Source organism: Streptomyces oryzae, assembly GCF_017676365.1.
Taxonomy (GTDB): Bacteria; Actinomycetota; Actinomycetes; order Streptomycetales; family Streptomycetaceae; genus Streptomyces; species Streptomyces oryzae.
This window is the reverse complement of record NZ_JADKMA010000068.1, coordinates 15,433-32,779: the sequence shown is the minus strand read 5'-3', so window position 1 is coordinate 32,779 and position 17,347 is coordinate 15,433. Positions and strand designations below refer to the sequence as shown.

Sequence of the window (17,347 nt, the reverse complement as noted above, 5' to 3'; positions counted from 1 at the left end):
GTATGCCCGTAGGTGTACCCCGTCCCCCCGTCCAGGACCGCCGCCCCGTAAGAGGTACGGGCGCTCGGCGAAGCCATCCGTCAAATGGTGCGAAAGGGCCCATCCCTGGCCCTCGTGTCGGGCGCGGGCCGAGATATGCCAGAGTTGCCTCGTCCGGGCTGTGAGCACGTACCGTACGGCAGTGCAGCCGGGAGCCCGGTATGTCGGGGAAGGGGCAGCAGGTTGAGCACGCACGTACGGCATGCACCAGACGGCGAACGAGCCGCGCAGGCTGTGCCCCCTGCTGTCATGTTGCCGACCACCCTGGACGAGGCCGTCTCCGCGCTGTCCGCCGTACCGGCGGCGGTGCCGGTCGCCGGGGGCACCGATCTGATGGCCGACGTCAACTCCGGGCAGCTCCGCCCCGCCGCGCTCGTGGGACTCGGCCGGATCAGCGAGATCCGCGGCTGGTCGTACCAGGACGGGTACGCCGTGCTCGGCGCCGGCCTCACCCACGCGCGGATGGGCCGCCCCGACTTCGCCGCGCTCATCCCCGCACTCGCCGCCGCGGCCCGCGCCGCCGGCCCCCCGCAGATCCGCAACGCGGGCACCCTCGGCGGCAACATCGTCAGCGCCTCACCCACCGGTGACGCGCTGCCGGTGCTGGCCGCGCTGGAGGCCACGCTCTCCATCGCGGGCCCGGAGGGGTCGCGCCGCGAACTGCCGGTCAGCCATCTGCTCGCGGGGATGGACATGCTGCAGCCGAGCGAGGTCGTCGGCTACGTCAAGGTGCCGCTGCTGCACGCGCCGCAGACCTTCCTGAAAGCCACCAGCCGTACCGGACCGAGCCGCGCGCTGGCCTCCGTCGCCGTCGTGCTCGACCCGATGCGGCGCGGAGTGCGCTGCGCGGTGGGCGCCGTCGCACCGATGCCGCTGCGCCCGCTGGAGGCCGAGCAGTGGATCGCCTCGCTCATCGACTGGGACGGTGAACGGTCGCTGGCCCCCGAGGCGCTGTCCGCTTTCGGGGAGTACGTCGCGATGGCGTGCATCCCGGACCCGGCCCCCGAGGAGGGCCAGGACGGCGCCCCCGGTGCCGTCCCCCAGCTTCCGCCCGCGGCGCTGCACTTGCGGCGTACGGTGGCGACACTGGCCCGCCGAGGACTCGGGAGGGCTCTCGCATGAGCGGCACACCACAGGCACCACACGACAACGGGAACGGAAACCGGAACGGGGGCGCGGGGCCGCACGCGGGTGCGGACCCGCACGGACACGTGAGCGCGCACACGGGCACGGACGAGTACGAGTACGGGAACGGGAACGGCGCGGGCGGTGCCGAGCAGTACGGCGCTGAACAGTACGGCGGTGAACCGTATGGCGGCGCATCGTACGGTGGTGATCCCTACGCCCCGCACGGGCAGCATGTGCCCCGGAGCTGGGGCGGCGGCGAGTACGACGCCGATGCCACCGCCTTCGTCCAGCTGCCCAGCGGCGGCTTCGACTTCGCGGAGGACGCGCCGCTGGCCGCGCCCGGCACGGGCCAGGGCGGCTACACCCCGCCACCCATCGACCCCGCGGCCCAGCCCGGACCTGCGCAGCCGGGAGCGTCCCAGCCTGGTCCGGACGGCAGCGTTCCCCCGGCCTCGCCGTCTCCCGCCGCGGGGGCCGGCACGGCGGCCGGTGGTGCTTCCGGGCACTGGGTGATGCCGTTCGCGCTGGAGAACGGTGAGCAGGCCGGACAGGCCGGACAGGGCGGACAGCCCGGACCGTATGGACAGCCTGGCCATTCCGGCCACTTGGGTCACTCCGGTCAGCCCGGTCAGCCTTGGGCGTACGAGCAGCCCGGGGACGTGCATGAGGGCGGAGTGCCGGAGCAGGTCCATGGTGCGGCCGCCGCGCTCGCGGGCTCGCACGAGGCGCGTACGAACCGCCGCCCGCTCGGCACGGGCGTGGCCCGCGCGGCGAACGCCGACGAGAAGCCAGCGCAGCCCGCGCCCGGTTCGCCCGCGCAGCCCGCGCCCGGTGCGGCCGAGCCCCGCAGCACGCAGGAGGGGGAGCCCGCGCAGGCCTGGGCGCCCACGTCGCCGGCGTCGGCCCCGCACTGGGAGCCCCCGGCCCCCGCCGGCGCGCCGGAGACGGCTGCCCCCGGACCTGTGCCCGTGCCCGAACCGGGCGCTGCGGAGCAGCCGTTCGAGGGCGCACCGGGCAGCCCTGGCGCCGGGTACGCGTTCCCCGGCGCGCCCACCGCCGACCCGACGCCCGCACCTTCCGAAGAGCCCTGGCACCCCGAACCGCAGCCCGGCGCGGAGGCCGGAATCGTCGCCGGTCAGCCCCCCGCGCCGCCCGCCGGACCGGAGAGCAGCCAGGCCGACTCCGAGGTCACCTCCCTCGCCGCGGCAGCGCCCGCACCGCAGCCCGCGGCCCCGCAGCCGGACGCCGGCTCCCCCGCAAGCGGCGAAATCAGCGAACCCGCCGAATCGGCCACCCCGGCTGAAACCGCTGACGGAATCGAGCAGTCCGAGCAGCCCGCTGACGCGGCCGAGTCCGCCCCCGAGACCATTCCGGAGCCCCGGACGACGGAGGAGACCTCAGAGGACGGCACCGACATCGCCGCCGCGGAGGCCGGGCCCGAAGCGGACGACGAGGCAGCGGCGCTGCCCGAGGCCGTCGACACGGAGGACGAGCATCCGCACGTCTCGTACGTCCTGCGGGTCAACGGCGTCGACCGCCCGGTCGCCAGCGCCTGGATCGGGGAGTCGCTGCTGTACGTGCTCCGGGAGCGGCTGGGGCTCGCCGGGGCGAAGGACGGCTGCTCGCAGGGCGAGTGCGGGGCGTGCTCGGTGCAGGTGGACGGGCGGCTGGTGGCCGCGTGCCTGGTGCCCGCCGCCACCGCCGCGGGGAGCGAAGTCCGCACTGTCGAGGGGCTGTCGGCCGACGGCACCCCCTCGGACGTCCAGTGCGCGCTCGCCGAAAGCGGCTCGGTGCAGTGCGGGTTCTGTGTCCCGGGACTCGCGATGACCGTGCACGACCTGCTGGAGGGCAACCACGCGCCCACCGAGCTGGAGACCCGCAAGGCGATCAGCGGGAACCTGTGCCGGTGCTCCGGCTACCGCGGGGTGCTGGACGCGGTCCGTACGGTGGTCGAGCAGCGCGCGGCCCAGGCCGAGCGGGAGGCCGCGGAGGCGGAGGCGCAGGCCATCGACCAGCAGCAGGGCGGCGGTTACGTGCCCGGCGCGTACGACGAAGGCGCGGCGTACGGCGGAGTGCCGTACGAGCCGGGCGGCGGTTACGGCTACGACCCCGCGTACCCCAACGGCACGTACGGCGGCGAATCCTGATGCGTACCCGGCACGGTGAGCGAGCTTGCGGGGCGCAATTCAGGGGCGCGGGGAACTGCACGCTCCACCACAACGCACCCGCACCCCGCAAACAACCGCCAGGGGCACCCCTCATCGGAACGAACGCACGCACAGAAAGGCGGCGGCATGACGGAAACGGCTGACGGTCACACCGGCGCCGTACCCGGCGCGGGCGCGCCGGGCGCACCGGGCGCCCGCAACGAGCCGGAGCCGCAAGGCCTGGGCGCCTCCGTCCTGCCCACCGACTCCTACGCCAAGGCACAGGGCACCTTCCCCTACGCCGCGGACCTGTGGGCCGAGGGACTGCTGTGGGCAGCGGTCCACCGCTCCCCGCACCCGCACGCCCGCATCCTGGCCATCGACACCGAGGAAGCGGCGAAGATGCCCGGCGTCCAGGCGGTCATCACGCACGAGGACGTACCGGGGGACTCGGCGCACGGCCGGAAGATCGCCGACCAGCCGGCCTTCGCCCGCGACGTGGTGCGCTACTACGGCGAGCCGATCGCCGCAGTAGCCGCCGACCACCCGGACACCGCGCGGCTGGCGGCAGCAGCCATCGCCGTCGAGTACGAGGTGCTGGAACCGGTCACCGACCCGGAGAAGTCGTTCGAGGCCGAACCGCTGCACCCGGACGGCAATCTGCTGCGTCACATCCCGCTGCGCTACGGCGACCCGGAGGTGACCGGCGACGTCGTGGTCGAAGGGCTCTACCGCGTCGGCCGGCAGGACCCGGCACCGATCGGCGCGGAGGCGGCGCTGGCCGTACCCCGCCCGGACGGCGGCGTGGAGATCTACACCGCCTCCACCGACCCGCACACCGACCGCGATCTGGCCGCGGCCTGCTTTGGACTGCCCCCCGAGCAGGTCAAGATCGTGGTCACCGGGGTACCGGGCGCGATGGGCGACCGCGAGGACGCGGCGCTCCAAGTGCCCCTCGGCTTGCTGGCGATGCGCACCGGCTGCCCCGTCAAGATCGCGCTGAACCGCGAGGAGTCCTTCCTCGGCCACGCGCACCGCCATCCCACCCTGCTGCGCTACCGCCACCACGCGGACAGCGAGGGCAGGCTGGTCAAGGTCGAGGCGCAGATCCTGCTGGACGGCGGCGCGTACGCGGACACCTCGTCCGACGCGCTGGCCGCCGCTGTCTCCTTCGCCTGCGGCCCCTACGTCGTGCCGCACGCGGTGATCGACGGCTGGGTCGTACGCACCAACAACCCGCCCTCGGGACATGTGCGCGGCGAGGGCGCCATGCAGGTGTGCGCCGCGTACGAGGGCCAGATGGACAAGCTCGCCGACCGGCTCGGGCTCGACCCTGTCGAGGTGCGCAGGCGCAATGTGATGGCGACCGGCGATCTGCTGCCGACCGGACAGACCGTCACCTGCCCGGCTCCGGTCGCCGAACTGCTGGACGCCGTCCACGAGGCGCCGCTGCCCCCGCTGCCCAAGGACGCACCCGAGGAGGACTGGCTGCTGCCCGGCGGGCCCGAGGGCGCGGGCGACCCCACGGCGGTGCGCCGGGGGGTCGGCTACGCGCTCGGCATGGTGCACATGCTCGGCGCCGAGGGCACCGACGAGGTGTCCACGGCGACGGTGAAGGTCAACGGCCCCGTCGCCACGGTGATGTGCGCGGCCGTCGAGTCGGGGCAGGGCTTCGACACGCTGGCCCGGCAGATCGTCCAGGAGACGCTCGGCATCGAGGAAGTGCACGTCGCCTCCGTCGACACCGACCAGCCGCCGTCCGGCGCCAGCGGACGCGGACGGCACACCTGGGTGTCCGGCGGTGCGGTGGAGCGCGCCGCCAAGATGGTCCGCACCCAGCTGCTCCAGCCGCTCGCTGCCAAGTTCGGGATGTCCACCGAGCTGCTGACGATCGCCGACGGCAAGATCACCTCGTACGACGGGGTGCTCTCCACCACGGTGGTCGAGGCCCTGGAGGGCAAGGAGCTGTGGGCGACCGCGCAGTGCCGCCCGCATCCCACGGAGCCGCTGGACGAGTGGGGCCAGGGCGACGCCTTCGTCGGGCTCGCCTTCGCCGCGGTGCGCGCCGTTGTCGACGTGGACATCGAGTTGGGGTCGGTACGGGTGGTCGAGGTCGCCCTCGCCCAGGACGTCGGCGCCGTCCTCAACCCCCGCCAGCTGCGGGCCCGCCTGGAGGCCGGCGTCACCCAGGGCATCGGCACCGCACTGACGGAGCACCTGCGCGTGGCCAAGGGCGTCGTCCGGCACCCCGACTTCACGGCCTACGCGCTGCCCACGGCACTGGACGCGCCGGACATCCGCATCGTCAAACTCGTCGAGGAGCGCGACGTGGTCGCCCCCTTCGGCGCCAAGGCAGCCTCTTCGGCCCCGCTCGTCGTCACCCCCTCCGCCGTAGCCGCCGCCGTCCGCGCCGCCACCGGCCGCCCCGTCAACCGCATGCCGATCCGCCCCCAGGCGGCCGTGATCAATACGTGAGTTCGCCCGCGCCCCGAAGGGGCGCGGGGGGAACTGCTCCCCCAAGCTCTTCGAGCAGGGGGTGCCCCCACAGCCACAAGACACCCGCAGTCTGCAGCGGACGGTCAGGGGCAGCCCCCTGCTCAGCGAACTCCGCCGCCGGCTGCACCCTCATGCCGTCAGCAGCACCCCCGCGTACGACACCCCCGCGACAACACCCCACGAGCACAGCCCGAGTACGGCAACCCGCAACCCCGTGCGGGTCAGCGCGGTGAACCGCACCGCGCTGCCGAGCCCGAACAGCGCGGCGGCCAGCAGGATTTCCTGGGCGCGGGCGGCGCCGTCCAGCGCGGCGCCCGGGAGCCACCCGGTGGTACGTACCGCCACCATGACGAGGAAACCCGCGACGAAGAGCGGCACCAAGGGCGGGCGTTTCCCGGCGACGGGCGCGGCCGCGCGGCTGCGTACCGTCAGCACCATCGCCGCGACGAGCGGCGCCAGCATCAGCACGCGGAGCAGCTTGACCAGCACGGCCTGGCCGAGGGCATCCGGGCCGCCGGTCTGCGCCGTGGCGACCACCTGGCCCACGTCATGGACCCCGGCGCCGACCCACCGGCCGAACTCTCCCGCGTCCAGCCCCAACGGGGCCTGGAGCAGCGGCAGTACGGCGATGGCCAGCGTCCCGCACAGCGTCACCAGGGCGACCGAGGTGGCGACGTCCTCCTCGTCGCTGCCCCGCACCTCGCTGACGGCGCCGATCGCGGAGGCCCCGCAGATCGAGTAGCCGGTCGCGACGAGCACCGGCTGGTCGCCGCGCAGCCCGAGCCTGCGGCCGAGCCACACGGTGCCGAAGAAGGTGGCGACGACCACGCACACCACCATCGCCACCGTCGCCCACCCCAGCCCCAGCACATCGCTGAGCGCGAGCTTCAGCCCGAGCAGCACGATGCCGAGCCGCATCAGCCGCTTGCCCGCCAGCGTCAGCCCGGGCCGCGCGGCGCCGCGTACCAGCCCGCGCAGTCCGGGCAGCTGGGCCGCGGCGATCCCCAGCACCACGGCGGCCGTCAGCATGGGCACAGCGGGCACCAGCAGATGCACCGCCGACGCCGCGGCGACGCCCAACGCGGCGAGCGCCAGCCCGGGCAGCCTGCTCGGCTTCCGGGAGGGCGCGGAGGCGGCTGCCGCGGCGGCCGGCGCTGTCCGTGTGCGGTCCCCCAGCAGCGCCATCAGGCGTCGGCCGGCAGGTCGTACACCCGGCGGACGCTGCTGCCCAGCCGGGAGATGTCCGCTCCGTAGATGTGCAGCGAGACGGCCACGGCGTCCGCAGCGTGCACGGGGTCCGCAGCGTGCACGGCGTTTGCCGTCTCCGCGGCGGTGCAGCCGTTCCACACCCGGTGGATGTCGCCGGGCGGCGCGAATCCGCAGACCGAGCCCTGCGGATTGACCACGTCCTCGGTGGCGACGAGCCGCGCGCTGCCGCCCGCCCCCTCCGAGGGCAGCAGCCGGTAGCGGCGCTCGTGCTCCTCGCCCCGGTGGACACCGGTGACGCACCAGGAGACGTGGTCGTGGATGGACGTGCCCTGGCCGGGCAGCCACACCAGGGCGACGACGGAGAAGCTGCCGTCGCTCTCGGCGTGCAGCACGTGCTGGCGGTAGTGCCCGGGGTCGGGCTCGCACTGGGCGCCGGTCAGCAGATCGTCCGCGCCCAGGTGCGGCGTCAGCTTCTCGCCGACCAGATACGCGGTCACATCAGGCGGCAGCCCCCGGCCGACGGCCTCGCGCACATCCTCGATGAGGGCGCGCATGCGCCCCGTCGTCCTCGCCGCTGAAGGAGTGGTCGTCGTCGCTGTCATACGGGCAGCGTCACGGCGGCCATCCATCACGTCCAACGACAGTTCGTTGGGGCGACTCTCAATTGCGCTTATGAGTGGCGGGCTTACGCGCGCGGCCCGCGCCGGGCACTCAGCAGCCCACGCGCCGCTCCGCCGCGGCGCGCAGCGCCTCCAGCACCCGCGCGGTCGCCGGTATCTCCAGGTGCTCGCGCAGTACGTACGCCGAGACCTGGCGGCGGGAGGCGGGGTCCAGGGCGCGGCCCGTCACCTTCTTGTGGACGAGGAAGGACAGCACCAGGCCCGGCACCATGGCGACGCCCAGCCCCTCCGCGACCAGGCTCTGCACCACCAGGTTGTCGTCCGTGGTGAAGGCGATCTCGGGCGCGAAGCCCAATTCGGCGCACTCGTGCAGAAAATTGGCCCGGCAGCGCAGGCAGCCCGCGATCCAGCGCTCGTCCGCCAGCTCCTCCAGCCGCACGGCGCGGCGCCGGGCCATCGGGTGCCCGGTCGGCAGCAGCACCGTGAGCTGGTCCTCCAGCAGCGGGATCTCCACCAGTTCCCCGGGCACCTGCTCGCGCAGGCCCGGGTAGGTGAACGCGAGGGTGATGTCGCACTCGCCGCGCACCACCCGGCGCAGCGACTCGGGCGGCTCGTCCTCCTGGAGCTCGACCCGGATGCCGGGGTGCTCGGCGGCCAGCTCGGCGAGGGCCTCGGGGACCAGGGTGGCGCCCGCGCTGGGGAAGGCGCAGACGGTGACCTTCCCGGCGCGCAGCCTGGTGAGGGACTCCATCTGCTGCCGGGCCGTACTGATGCTCTCCAGGATCACCGCGGAGTGCCGGGCCAGCGCCTCCCCGGCCTCGGTGAGCCGCATCCGGCGGCCGACGCGGATGAACAGCGGGGTGCCGACGGACCGCTCCAGCGCCTTCATCTGCTGGGTGATCGCGGGCTGGGTGTAGCCGAGGGCGCGGGCAGCGGCCGAGTAGGAGCCGGCTCGCACCACTTCGTGGAAGGTCTGGATGTGCCGCGAGTCGAACATGGCAGAACCATAAGCAGAATTTGGGACCGCGTCTCACACGGGGGTGCGCTGCTTCTGGATCACTGGGCCTTTGCCGCTGCCTCAGCAGCCACACCCGCCTCACGTTCCCCCGCCTCCGCCGCCTTCGCTGTCTCCGCTGCCTTTGCTGTCTCCGTCGCGTCCGTCGCGTCCGTCGCCTCCGCCGACTCCGTCGCCTCGGTCGCCTCGGTCGCCTCCGGCTCCCCGGCCGCCGGCTTCGGGCGCAGCCGTCCCGCCACCCATATGCCGGCGAGCGCGACGACCGCCGCGGTGGCGTACACGGCCGTGAACGCCGCCGGCTGCGCGCCGTTCGTACCGCCGAGGTCCGGGTCCCCCGAGACGGTGACGGAGCCACCGCCGAGGGCGGCGAACAGAGTGCCGGTCAGGCCGAGCAGCAGCACGTTGGAGAGCCCGTCGCTCAGCTGGAGCGCGGCGGAGTTGCGTCCGGCCTCCTGGGGCGCCGAGAGCCCGAGCAGCAGCACGCTGAGCGAGGAGATGGTCAGACCCATGCCGAAGCAGCCGACGGCCATGGCGAGGGCGAGCGTCCACACCGGCACCGACTCCACCAGCACCAGCGGCGCGCAGCCGATGGCGAGGGTGACCAGCACCATGCCGGTCCGCACCAGCTGTTCGCGGTGCGGCTCGAAGCGGCTCCGCGACTGCGCGAAGGAGCCCAGCGCCCAGGTCGCGCCTCCGGCGGCGAGGGTGAGCCCGGCCAGGGTGACCGACAGCCCGCGCTGGGTCACCAGCATCAGCGGGGTGAAGCTCTCGGCGACGATGAAGGAACCGGCCGCCATGCCGCGCAGCAGGACGACGGAGGGCAGCCCGCGCGCCGCCCGTACGGTCCCGCGGGGGAGCAGCACCCGCAGCGCGAAGGCCAGCAGGGCGAGACCAGCGGCGGCCGGGAGCAGCGCGAACAGTCGCCGGTCCTGGCCGGCGTACTGGAGCAGCCCGGCGCCCAGCGCGACGGCGACCGCGAGCCGGATCCGCCGCCCGCCCCTGTCCCTGGTGCCGTCCCCGTCCCCGGTGCTGTCCCCGGGCCCGTCCCCGGACGGGTCCCCCGCGCCGGAAGCGGTGGCCGGCTCAGGCGGTCCGGAGGCCCGGCGCTTGAGCGGCGGCAGCATCACCAGCAGCGGCAGCACCACCAGCACCGGTATGCCGAGGAACACCCAGCGCCAGCCCAGCTGCTCGGCGACGGTGCCGGATATCAGCGGGCCCACGATGGAGGGCACCACCCAGGACGCGGCGAACGCGGCCATCACGGTGGGCCGCAGCCGCTCGGGGTAGGCGCGGCTGACGGTGACGTACAGCGCGACGATCACCAGCCCGCCGCCGACACCCTGTACGGCGCGGCCCAGCACGAAGACCCACATGGCCACGGCGGTGCCGGACAGCACCAGGCCGCCGGCGAACAGCGCGATGCCGGTGGCCAGCGGGGGCAGCGGCCCTCTGCGGTCGCACCACTGTCCCGAGGAGACCATGCCGACGACGGAGGTGGTGAAGTACGCGGAGAAGGCGTACGCGTAGAGGGGGATGCCGTTCAGCTCGTCGGCGGCCAGCGGCATGGCCGTACCGACCGCGGTCGCCTCGAACGCGATGAGCAGGACGACGGAGACGATGCCGAACGTGAGTGGCCGGTAGGCGGAGCTGAGCACGGACTCGGCGCCGGGCGCCGACGGTCTTTCGGGCTGGGAGGTCCCGGTCGCTGCCATGCCAACCACGGTAAGCGCCACCCGCCAAGGGCGACACCTACCGTGGTTGCCGAGACGGCTCGGCCGTTGGTCCTAGGCCGTCAGCCCTTGACCAACTCCATGTACTTCTGCCAGTTCCAGTGCTTCCCGGGGTCGGTGTGGTCGTTCCCGGGCACCTCGTTGTGGCCGACTATGTGCTTGCGGTCCAGCGGAATGCCGTGCGCCTTGGCGAGCGCGCGGGTCAGCTTCGCGGAGGACCGGTACATCGAGTCGGTGAACCAGGAGGCGTCGTCCACGTAGCCCTCGTGCTCGATGCCGAGCGTGGAGGGGTTCGCGTTTCCGACGTGGTACGCGGTGTCCTTGTTGTACACCATCTGGGTGATCTCGCCGTCCTTGGAGCGCACCACGTAGTGGGCGCTGACCTTGGCCGACGGGTTCTGGAACCAGTTGATGGTGCCCGCGTACGAGCCCTGCGTCACATGGATGACGATCTGGTTGACCTTGGCGGTGCGGCCCGAGCGGAAGTTGGCGCTGTTGGCCGGCACCCACTTCGCGCCGGGGTAGCCCGGGGCCTTGGCGCCCACCCCGGACGCGTCCACCTCGCTCTTGTCGGGGTGGACGGCGCGGGCGGCGATCTTGACGCGTTCGCCGTCCGGTGAGGTGCCGCGGACGCCCTCCTTCAGGAACTCGTAGACGCTGTCGGCGTACATCCGTGCCGTGACGCCCTTGGCGCCGCTGTAGCCGGCGACGGCCGGATACCACTTGTCCACGTCGTCGCGCTCGGCCTTGCTCAGTCCGAGCTTGTCGGCGTAGGCGCGCAGCACGGCCGCACCGCCGTGGATGTTGGCGTCGGTGTCCTTGCGCAGCTCGGCAGCGGACTTGCCGGTGATCTTGGCCGCCTGCTCCAGCGTGTGCCGGGAGGGGTTGCTGACCAGGTGCATCACGCCGAAGCCGTGTGCCTGGCTGGGCTTGCCGTTGTGGCCGTCGAAGTGGGTCTCGCCGTAGCCGACGGCGGCCAGCACGTCGCGCGGTACGTCGTACTTCTCGGCGGCCGAGTCGAAGGACTCGTTCATCGTGGGGGTCTCGCTCGGCCCCGCCGTCGCCGACTGCACACCGGCGAACAGTGCGCCGGAGGCGAGTGCGGTGCCCAGGGTGACGGCGACTGCGGCCTTGGTGCGCTTGCTTGGTCTGCGGGCATGCGTATGTGAAGGCATTGACTGCTCCTGTGGTGGGGGGATGGAGCTCAGGCGCCTGGGGCGTCACAGTACAGATGTGGTTTGGGCATGACAACGGCCTTGCCTCGCCGCGGAGTTGGGCGCTCCGAAGGGGCGCGGGGAACTGCTCCCCCAAGCTCTTCGAGCAGGGGGATGCCCCCAGCAACCACAACGAACCCGCAGCCGGGCACTCCGCGAAGCGTCAACGGCGGGATCAAAAAACCGGCGCCGTCATGGCGGATCCCTCCACCACAACGGCGCCGGCTTCAACAAAAGGCCGCCCGCAAGGGCTCAGCGCAGGAACGAGCTCCCCAGCTGGGAGCCGCTCTCCGGCGCACCCAGCGTCTTCGGGCCGTACGAGACGACGCCCTCAGCGGTCAGACCGCCGGAGGCACCCCGCAGCACCCACACGGCACCCGCGTCGACAGCGGTGCTGTCGCCGTCCTCACCGGGAGCGCCGACCGCCAGGTCATCGCGGCCGTCCTTGTCCGTGTCGCCCATGCCCAGCCCAGCGCCGAAGCGGTCCCCGGCCTCGACGGCACCGGGCACGCCCGGGCTGCCCTGGTCCCAGTTCTTCGCGCCGGTGCCGGTCAGCCCGTCCTTGCCGCCGAGCAGCTGGACGACGGCGCCGGTGTCCTTGCCGCCCGCGCCGCTGCCGACGTCCTCGCCGGGTACGCCGACGGCGATGTCCGCGTAGCCGTCACCGTTGACGTCGCCGGCGGCGAGCGCCTTGCCGAACTCGTCACCGTCCTCGTTGACTCCGGGCACGCCCGCGCTGTTCTGGTCGAGCTTCGCCGTCCGCTTGGCGCCGGGGCCCTCGGCAGAGCCGTAGAGGACCTTGAGGGTGCCGTGGTCGTGCGGCAGGTCCTCGACGACGCCGCCCGGGACGGTACGGATCACCAGGTCGCCGAAGCCGTCCTTGTTCACGTCGGCGATGACGGCGGTCTCCGCGTCGGTCACATGCTGCGGCTTGTCGGCGAGCCCGTCCTTGCCGCCCTTGAAGAACTCGCTGCTCTCGGACATCTCCTCGAACGCGTGCGTGGTGACGAGATCGTCGATGCCGTCGCCGGTGATGTCGCCGGCCGTCAGCGTGGTCGGCCCGAACTCGTGCCCGGTGGGGCGGTCGTCGGTCCTGGCGGCCTTGCCGTCCCGGGTGAAGCCGCCGTACAGCACCTTCAGGCCCTGGTCGAAGTCGCCGGTGCCCACGGCGAGGTCGGGCTTCTTGTCGCCGTCGAAGTCCCCGGCGGCGAGCCGGGTGGCGTTGGTGACGCCGGACATCTGCGTGGCGCTGGTGAGGCCCTTGCCCTTCTCGCCCCACAGCACGATGACGCCCTTGTTGCCGGTGACGGCCAGGTCGGAGACGCCGTCACCGTCGAAGTCGCGGGCGGCGGTGTTGCGGCCGAAGTTGCCGTAGGGCTCCGGATCGCCGGGCACCCCGGCCGAGTTGGCGCTGAAGAGCTGCCGGTGCGTGGTGCTCGCTCCCTTGGCGGAGCCGTAGGCCACGGTGAGGTAGCCCGCGTACTGCTGCCCGGCGACGGTGGCCCTGGGGGCGCCGGAGACGGTGTCGGCGTAGCCGTCCCCGTCGAAGTCGGCCTTCGGGGCCGCGGCGGCCTTGCCGGATATCGCGGCGGCGCCTGCCGTCGACTTGGCCGGTGTCCCGGCGTTCGCCTGTACGGCGACGAAGGCGGAACCGGCCAGCAGCACGGCCGTCACCCCGATGACGCGGGCGGCCGTGACAGTCGCTCTGCCGGTGGCGGTGGTGCTGGGGGTGGCTTCTGCGTGGTGACGCACTCATCCTCCTGTGTGTGGCGCTCCGGCCTCAGCGGTCGTATGGCGAGCGGAAGTTGGCCCTGCGGGGCGAGGCCGGGGCCGGAGCAATTGCCTTACGCCCGTGAGACCCACGAGGTGGGCCAAGGGTTGTCCTGCGAGCGGGCGCAAGGTGAACCCGCGGTGACCCTGATCAGTACGCGGCCGGCCGTCGATCGGTTCAGCCCAGGCGCGCCGGCCGTTTCCGTCGGGGCAACGCCGCGCCGAGACCGTGCTCGAGCTCGGCGGTGTCCTTCTATTCGGCGATGCCGTTGATGACGCAGTAGGCGACGTACAGCCCGTACAAGGCAAGGAGTACGCCGAGGAACCGGGTCCACGCGGGCAGAGCGCGCTGCTGGTGTGCGGTCCACATGTGCTGCAGGCGCACAACAGTGGAAACGACACCGAGCACGGCGATCGCCGTGAACCCCCAGAAGAGTACGGGCCGGTCGCCGGCCGGCGCCTTCTCCACTCCGGCGTTGCCGATGATGAGCAGCAGGTAGGGCGCGATGTACCGCGCCGGGCTGAACTCCTGGACTCTCTCAGAGCTGTCGGAATCGGTCATGGGATGCCTCCGAGGCGTGGTGGGTGTCGGCATGGATGTGCGGCCCACGGCACGGGGCGGCCGTGGGGCGTATCGGGGTGGTCCCGCGGGAGGCCGCGTCCCGCGACGTGGCGCAGCACAGGATGACGTCGATGAGGGACTCGATGGCCGTCCGGACGGGGGTCGGGCCGTGTCGGGCGTGCCGGCGCCCTCACCGCGCATTTCTGTGTCCCGGAGCGGTGGAGAACCTAGCCCGTGACGATCACCCGTTCCAGATCCATCTCCGCATATCCGCCTGAAACTTCCCCCACTCCAGGGCGGGCGCATGGGAGATTCCTCGCAAGCCAGGCGGGCAGACGCGGATGATCGACCGCAAGCCGGGCGAAGGAAGAAAAAACCGGAATGGCTACCACCGCCACCCCGGCTCTGCCCCCTTTGGTCCCACCCGCGCAGGCGGGCCCGCCGCCTCCGCGGCTTCACCTTTTGTCATGGTTCCGGCTACTTCCCTTTCCTCACCGGAAGTTCAGTGGAAATGATCCGCAGAAAACATTCGGAGGCGATGGGTTCTGCCACCACCGCTGTGGCAAACTCCCGAGGCAATTCACCTCCCACCGGACCGCCCGATTTCCTGGGCGGCCGCCAGATATGACAGGAATTCTCGTGCGGGGAAAAACTTCACTCGTCGCCGGCGCCGTCGCGGCGCTGGCCCTCATACTGACCGGCTGCGGCGGCGGGGAAGACGGCAAGAGCGCAGGAGCGGACGACAAGCCGAAGCAGAAGAGCAGCGCGAGCGCGAGCCCGAAGAAGGAGAGCCCCTCGCCCAGTACGCGCCCTTCCGCCAGTAAATCTGCCGGCCCCTCGGCGAAGCCCTCGGTCAAGCCGAAGCCCAGTTCCGCCAGGCCCACCAGCAAGGCGCCCGCTGCCCGGCCCAGCACCGGCTCGGGCTCCACCGGCGGGCAGGGGGGCGGCGGTGCGGCGCCCGCCAGCGTGCAGGGCACCTGGTACTACCCGTTCCTCCTCCAGGGCAAGGCCATCACCATGACCGTCAGCGGGAGCACCTTCACCGCCACGGGCAACGGCAAAAGCTGCTCCGGGACGATCAACAGCAGCATGCGGATCGCCAGCAGCTGCGGGGGCAAGTACGAGACCGGGCGGGCCGTGCTCGGCGAGGGCGGCCAGAAGCTGACGTTCCAGTGGAACGGCAACCAGCCCGACCGCTTCCAGCGCCAGCGACCCCAGTGACCCGGCGGGATGTTGGTCACAGGGCTCCGTGAGATCCCCGGCGCCGGTCCGGACGCTTCGGGGCCACCGGTAGGGTTGCCGAGGCCGTGCCCGGCCGGCCGGCGAACGGCCGGCCGACGCCGTACCCGACCCCGTCGCACCGGAGACCGTGACTACCACTCCCACCACCCCCAGCAGCAACCACCATCTGTCGCCCGCCTTTCCCGGCCGTGCCCCCTGGGGCACGGCCAGCAAGCTGCGGGCCTGGCAGCAGGCGGCGATGGACGCGTACCTGGAGCGGCAGCCGCGCGACTTCCTCGCCGTCGCGACGCCGGGCGCCGGTAAGACGACGTTCGCCCTCACCCTGGCGTCGTGGCTGCTGCACCACCATGTCGTGCAGCAGGTCACCGTCGTGGCGCCGACCGAGCATCTGAAGAAGCAGTGGGCCGAGGCGGCGGCCCGGGTGGGGATCAAGCTGGACCCGGACTACAGCGCGGGCCCGCTCAGCAAGGAGTACCAAGGGGTCGCCATCACCTACGCGGGTGTGGGCGTCCGGCCGATGCTGCACCGCAACCGCGTCGAGCAGCGCAAGACCCTCGTCATCCTGGACGAGATCCACCACGCCGGCGACAGCCGCTCCTGGGGCGAGGCGTGCCAGGAGGCGTTCGAGCCCGCCACCCGGCGGCTCGCGCTGACCGGTACGCCCTTCAGGTCGGACACCAACCCGATCCCGTTCGTGGAGTATGCCGAGGACGCCGAGGGCATCCGGCGGTCGGTCGCCGACTACACCTACGGATACGGCGACGCGCTCGCCAACGGCGTGGTGCGGCCCGTCATCTTCCTCTCCTACAGCGGCAATATGCGCTGGCGCACCAAGGCCGGGGACGAGATCGAGGCCAAGCTCGGCGAGCCGATGACCAAGGACGCCATCTCCCAGGCGTGGCGCACCGCGCTCGACCCGCGCGGCGAGTGGATGCCCGCCGTACTGCGCGCAGCCGACCACCGGCTGACGGAGGTCCGCAAATCGGTGCACGACGCGGGCGGCCTGGTCATCGCCGCCGACCAGGACTCCGCCCGCGCCTACGCCAAGCTGCTCCGCGAGATCACCGGCACCGGGCCGACCGTCGTCCTGTCCGACGACACCGGCGCCTCACAGCGCATCGAGGACTTCCGGCACAACGAGGAGCGCTGGATGGTCGCGGTCCGGATGGTCTCCGAGGGCGTGGACGTGCCCCGGCTGGCGGTCGGGGTGTACGCCACCACCGTCTCCACGCCGCTGTTCTTCGCGCAGGCCGTCGGCCGCTTCGTCCGCTCCCGGCGGCGCGGCGAGACGGCCTCGGTCTTCCTGCCGACCATCCCCACGCTGCTGTCCTTCGCCAACGAGATGGAGGTCGAGCGCGACCACGTCCTCGACAAGCCGAAGAAGGGCGAGGAGGAGGACCCGTACGCCGAGGAGGCGGACCTGCTCAAGGATGCGGAGCAGGAGAACGACGAAGACACGGGCGAGCAGGACCAGCTGCCCTTCGAGGCGCTGGAGTCGGACGCCGTCTTCGACCGGGTGATGTACGACGGCGCCGAGTTCGGTATGCAGGCGCACCCCGGCAGCGAGGAGGAGCAGGACTACCTCGGCATCCCGGGGCTGCTGGAGCCGGACCAGGTGCAGTTGCTGCTCCAGAAGCGGCAGGCCCGGCAGATCGCGCACAGCAGGAAGAAGCCGGACAGCGAGGCCGACCTGCTGGAGATGCCGGCCGACAAGCGTCCGGTGGTCACCCACAAGGAGTTGCTGGAGAAGCGCAAGCAGCTCAACAGCCTGGTCGGCGCCTATGTGCATCAGAGCGGCAAGCCGCACGGGGTCGTCCACAACGAGCTGCGGCGGGTGTGCGGGGGGCCGCCCAGTGCGGAGGCGACCGCGAGCCAGATCGAGGCGCGCATCGCGAAAGTGCGTGAATGGGCCACGCGCATGAAGTAGCCGTGCCCGGCATTTTGTGCAGGTTTGGCCAGTAATTGTGGAAGTTTTCCCGGTCTTCGGCCGGGATGTGGTGTCCCCCAACTCTCTCCGTTTCGGCTGAGCCCGTTGCGGCGGGAATTGGATTGACCGGATTCTGGACAGGCTCTTCCGGTGAGCGGTGCTCCTCGCTAGGTTTCCCGGACACACGGCCCGTGGTGTTCCGAATACTTCGTCCCCCCGCGGCTGCCGTCACTCACCCGAGGGAGGGG

The 17,347-nt window shown here is 72.3% G+C and carries 12 protein-coding genes; 5 read left to right on the top strand and 7 right to left on the bottom strand.

Annotated features, from left to right (window positions below; translation table 11 throughout):
* The first annotated feature begins 288 nt into the window (after window positions 1-288).
* The 3 genes from ITI46_RS15485 (at window position 289) to ITI46_RS15475 (ending at window position 5,789) form a co-directional block, all read left to right on the top strand.
* A complete protein-coding gene (locus ITI46_RS15485; RefSeq protein ID WP_209240125.1) occupies window positions 289-1,161 on the top strand; it encodes an FAD binding domain-containing protein in 873 nt (290 codons plus the stop codon).
* Entirely contained in the window at window positions 1,158-3,314 is a 2,157-nt protein-coding gene (locus ITI46_RS34825; protein WP_247746034.1) for a 2Fe-2S iron-sulfur cluster-binding protein, read from the top strand. The genes ITI46_RS15485 and ITI46_RS34825 overlap by 4 nt, the downstream gene beginning before the upstream one ends.
* Before the next feature lie 147 nt (window positions 3,315-3,461).
* Window positions 3,462-5,789, top strand: coding sequence for a molybdopterin cofactor-binding domain-containing protein (locus ITI46_RS15475; RefSeq protein WP_209240124.1), 2,328 nt, complete (start codon window positions 3,462-3,464; stop codon window positions 5,787-5,789).
* A gap of 150 nt (window positions 5,790-5,939) precedes the next feature.
* Here ITI46_RS15475 and ITI46_RS15470 read toward each other — a convergent pair whose 3' ends face one another.
* The 7 genes from ITI46_RS15470 to ITI46_RS15440 form a co-directional block, all read right to left on the bottom strand.
* On the bottom strand, window positions 5,940-6,995 hold the full coding sequence (locus ITI46_RS15470; RefSeq protein ID WP_209240123.1) for a YeiH family protein: 1,056 nt from the start codon (window positions 6,993-6,995) through the stop codon (window positions 5,940-5,942).
* Window positions 6,995-7,621 carry a cysteine dioxygenase family protein gene (locus ITI46_RS15465; RefSeq protein WP_247746033.1) on the bottom strand — a complete coding sequence of 209 codons (627 nt, stop codon included), beginning with the start codon at window positions 7,619-7,621 and terminating at the stop codon, window positions 6,995-6,997. Before ITI46_RS15465 ends, ITI46_RS15470 begins: the two co-directional genes overlap by 1 nt.
* 109 nt (window positions 7,622-7,730) lie before the next feature.
* Window positions 7,731-8,636, bottom strand: coding sequence for a LysR family transcriptional regulator (locus tag ITI46_RS15460; protein WP_209240121.1), 906 nt, complete (start codon window positions 8,634-8,636; stop codon window positions 7,731-7,733).
* Window positions 8,637-8,695: 59 nt separating this feature from the next.
* Window positions 8,696-10,366 carry an MFS transporter gene (locus ITI46_RS15455; RefSeq protein WP_209240120.1) on the bottom strand — a complete coding sequence of 557 codons (1,671 nt, stop codon included), beginning with the start codon at window positions 10,364-10,366 and terminating at the stop codon, window positions 8,696-8,698.
* Between the two features lie 80 nt (window positions 10,367-10,446).
* Window positions 10,447-11,559, bottom strand: coding sequence for an N-acetylmuramoyl-L-alanine amidase (locus ITI46_RS15450; protein WP_209240119.1), 1,113 nt, complete (start codon window positions 11,557-11,559; stop codon window positions 10,447-10,449).
* A gap of 291 nt (window positions 11,560-11,850) precedes the next feature.
* Complete coding sequence (locus ITI46_RS15445; RefSeq protein WP_307808179.1) at window positions 11,851-13,350, bottom strand: FG-GAP-like repeat-containing protein; 1,500 nt, start codon at window positions 13,348-13,350, stop codon at window positions 11,851-11,853.
* 271 nt (window positions 13,351-13,621) lie between these two features.
* Window positions 13,622-13,930: a hypothetical protein gene (locus tag ITI46_RS15440; RefSeq protein ID WP_209240118.1), complete on the bottom strand. Its 309-nt coding sequence runs from the start codon at window positions 13,928-13,930 to the stop codon at window positions 13,622-13,624.
* Between the two features lie 639 nt (window positions 13,931-14,569).
* Between ITI46_RS15440 and ITI46_RS15435 the strand changes: the two genes are divergently transcribed.
* Together ITI46_RS15435 and ITI46_RS15430 are read left to right on the top strand one after the other, a co-directional pair.
* Window positions 14,570-15,151, top strand: a complete 582-nt coding sequence (locus ITI46_RS15435) for a hypothetical protein (RefSeq protein ID WP_209240117.1) — start codon at window positions 14,570-14,572, stop codon at window positions 15,149-15,151.
* Window positions 15,152-15,299: 148 nt separating this feature from the next.
* Window positions 15,300-17,099, top strand: a complete 1,800-nt coding sequence (locus tag ITI46_RS15430; RefSeq protein WP_209240116.1) for a DEAD/DEAH box helicase — start codon at window positions 15,300-15,302, stop codon at window positions 17,097-17,099.
* The last annotated feature ends 248 nt before the right edge of the window (window positions 17,100-17,347 follow it).

Excerpts from the sequence above, each read along its gene's own strand:
- ITI46_RS15485 (WP_209240125.1), top strand. The coding sequence starts at position 289 with ATGTTGCCGACCACCCTGGACGAGGCCGTCTCCGCGCTGTCCGCCGTA.
- ITI46_RS34825 (WP_247746034.1), top strand. The coding sequence starts at position 1,158 with ATGAGCGGCACACCACAGGCACCACACGACAACGGGAACGGAAACCGG.
- ITI46_RS15475 (WP_209240124.1), top strand. The coding sequence starts at position 3,462 with ATGACGGAAACGGCTGACGGTCACACCGGCGCCGTACCCGGCGCGGGC.
- ITI46_RS15470 (WP_209240123.1), bottom strand. The coding sequence starts at position 6,995 with ATGGCGCTGCTGGGGGACCGCACACGGACAGCGCCGGCCGCCGCGGCA.
- ITI46_RS15465 (WP_247746033.1), bottom strand. The coding sequence starts at position 7,621 with ATGACAGCGACGACGACCACTCCTTCAGCGGCGAGGACGACGGGGCGC.
- ITI46_RS15460 (WP_209240121.1), bottom strand. The coding sequence starts at position 8,636 with ATGTTCGACTCGCGGCACATCCAGACCTTCCACGAAGTGGTGCGAGCC.
- ITI46_RS15455 (WP_209240120.1), bottom strand. The coding sequence starts at position 10,366 with ATGGCAGCGACCGGGACCTCCCAGCCCGAAAGACCGTCGGCGCCCGGC.
- ITI46_RS15450 (WP_209240119.1), bottom strand. The coding sequence starts at position 11,559 with ATGCCTTCACATACGCATGCCCGCAGACCAAGCAAGCGCACCAAGGCC.
- ITI46_RS15440 (WP_209240118.1), bottom strand. The coding sequence starts at position 13,930 with ATGACCGATTCCGACAGCTCTGAGAGAGTCCAGGAGTTCAGCCCGGCG.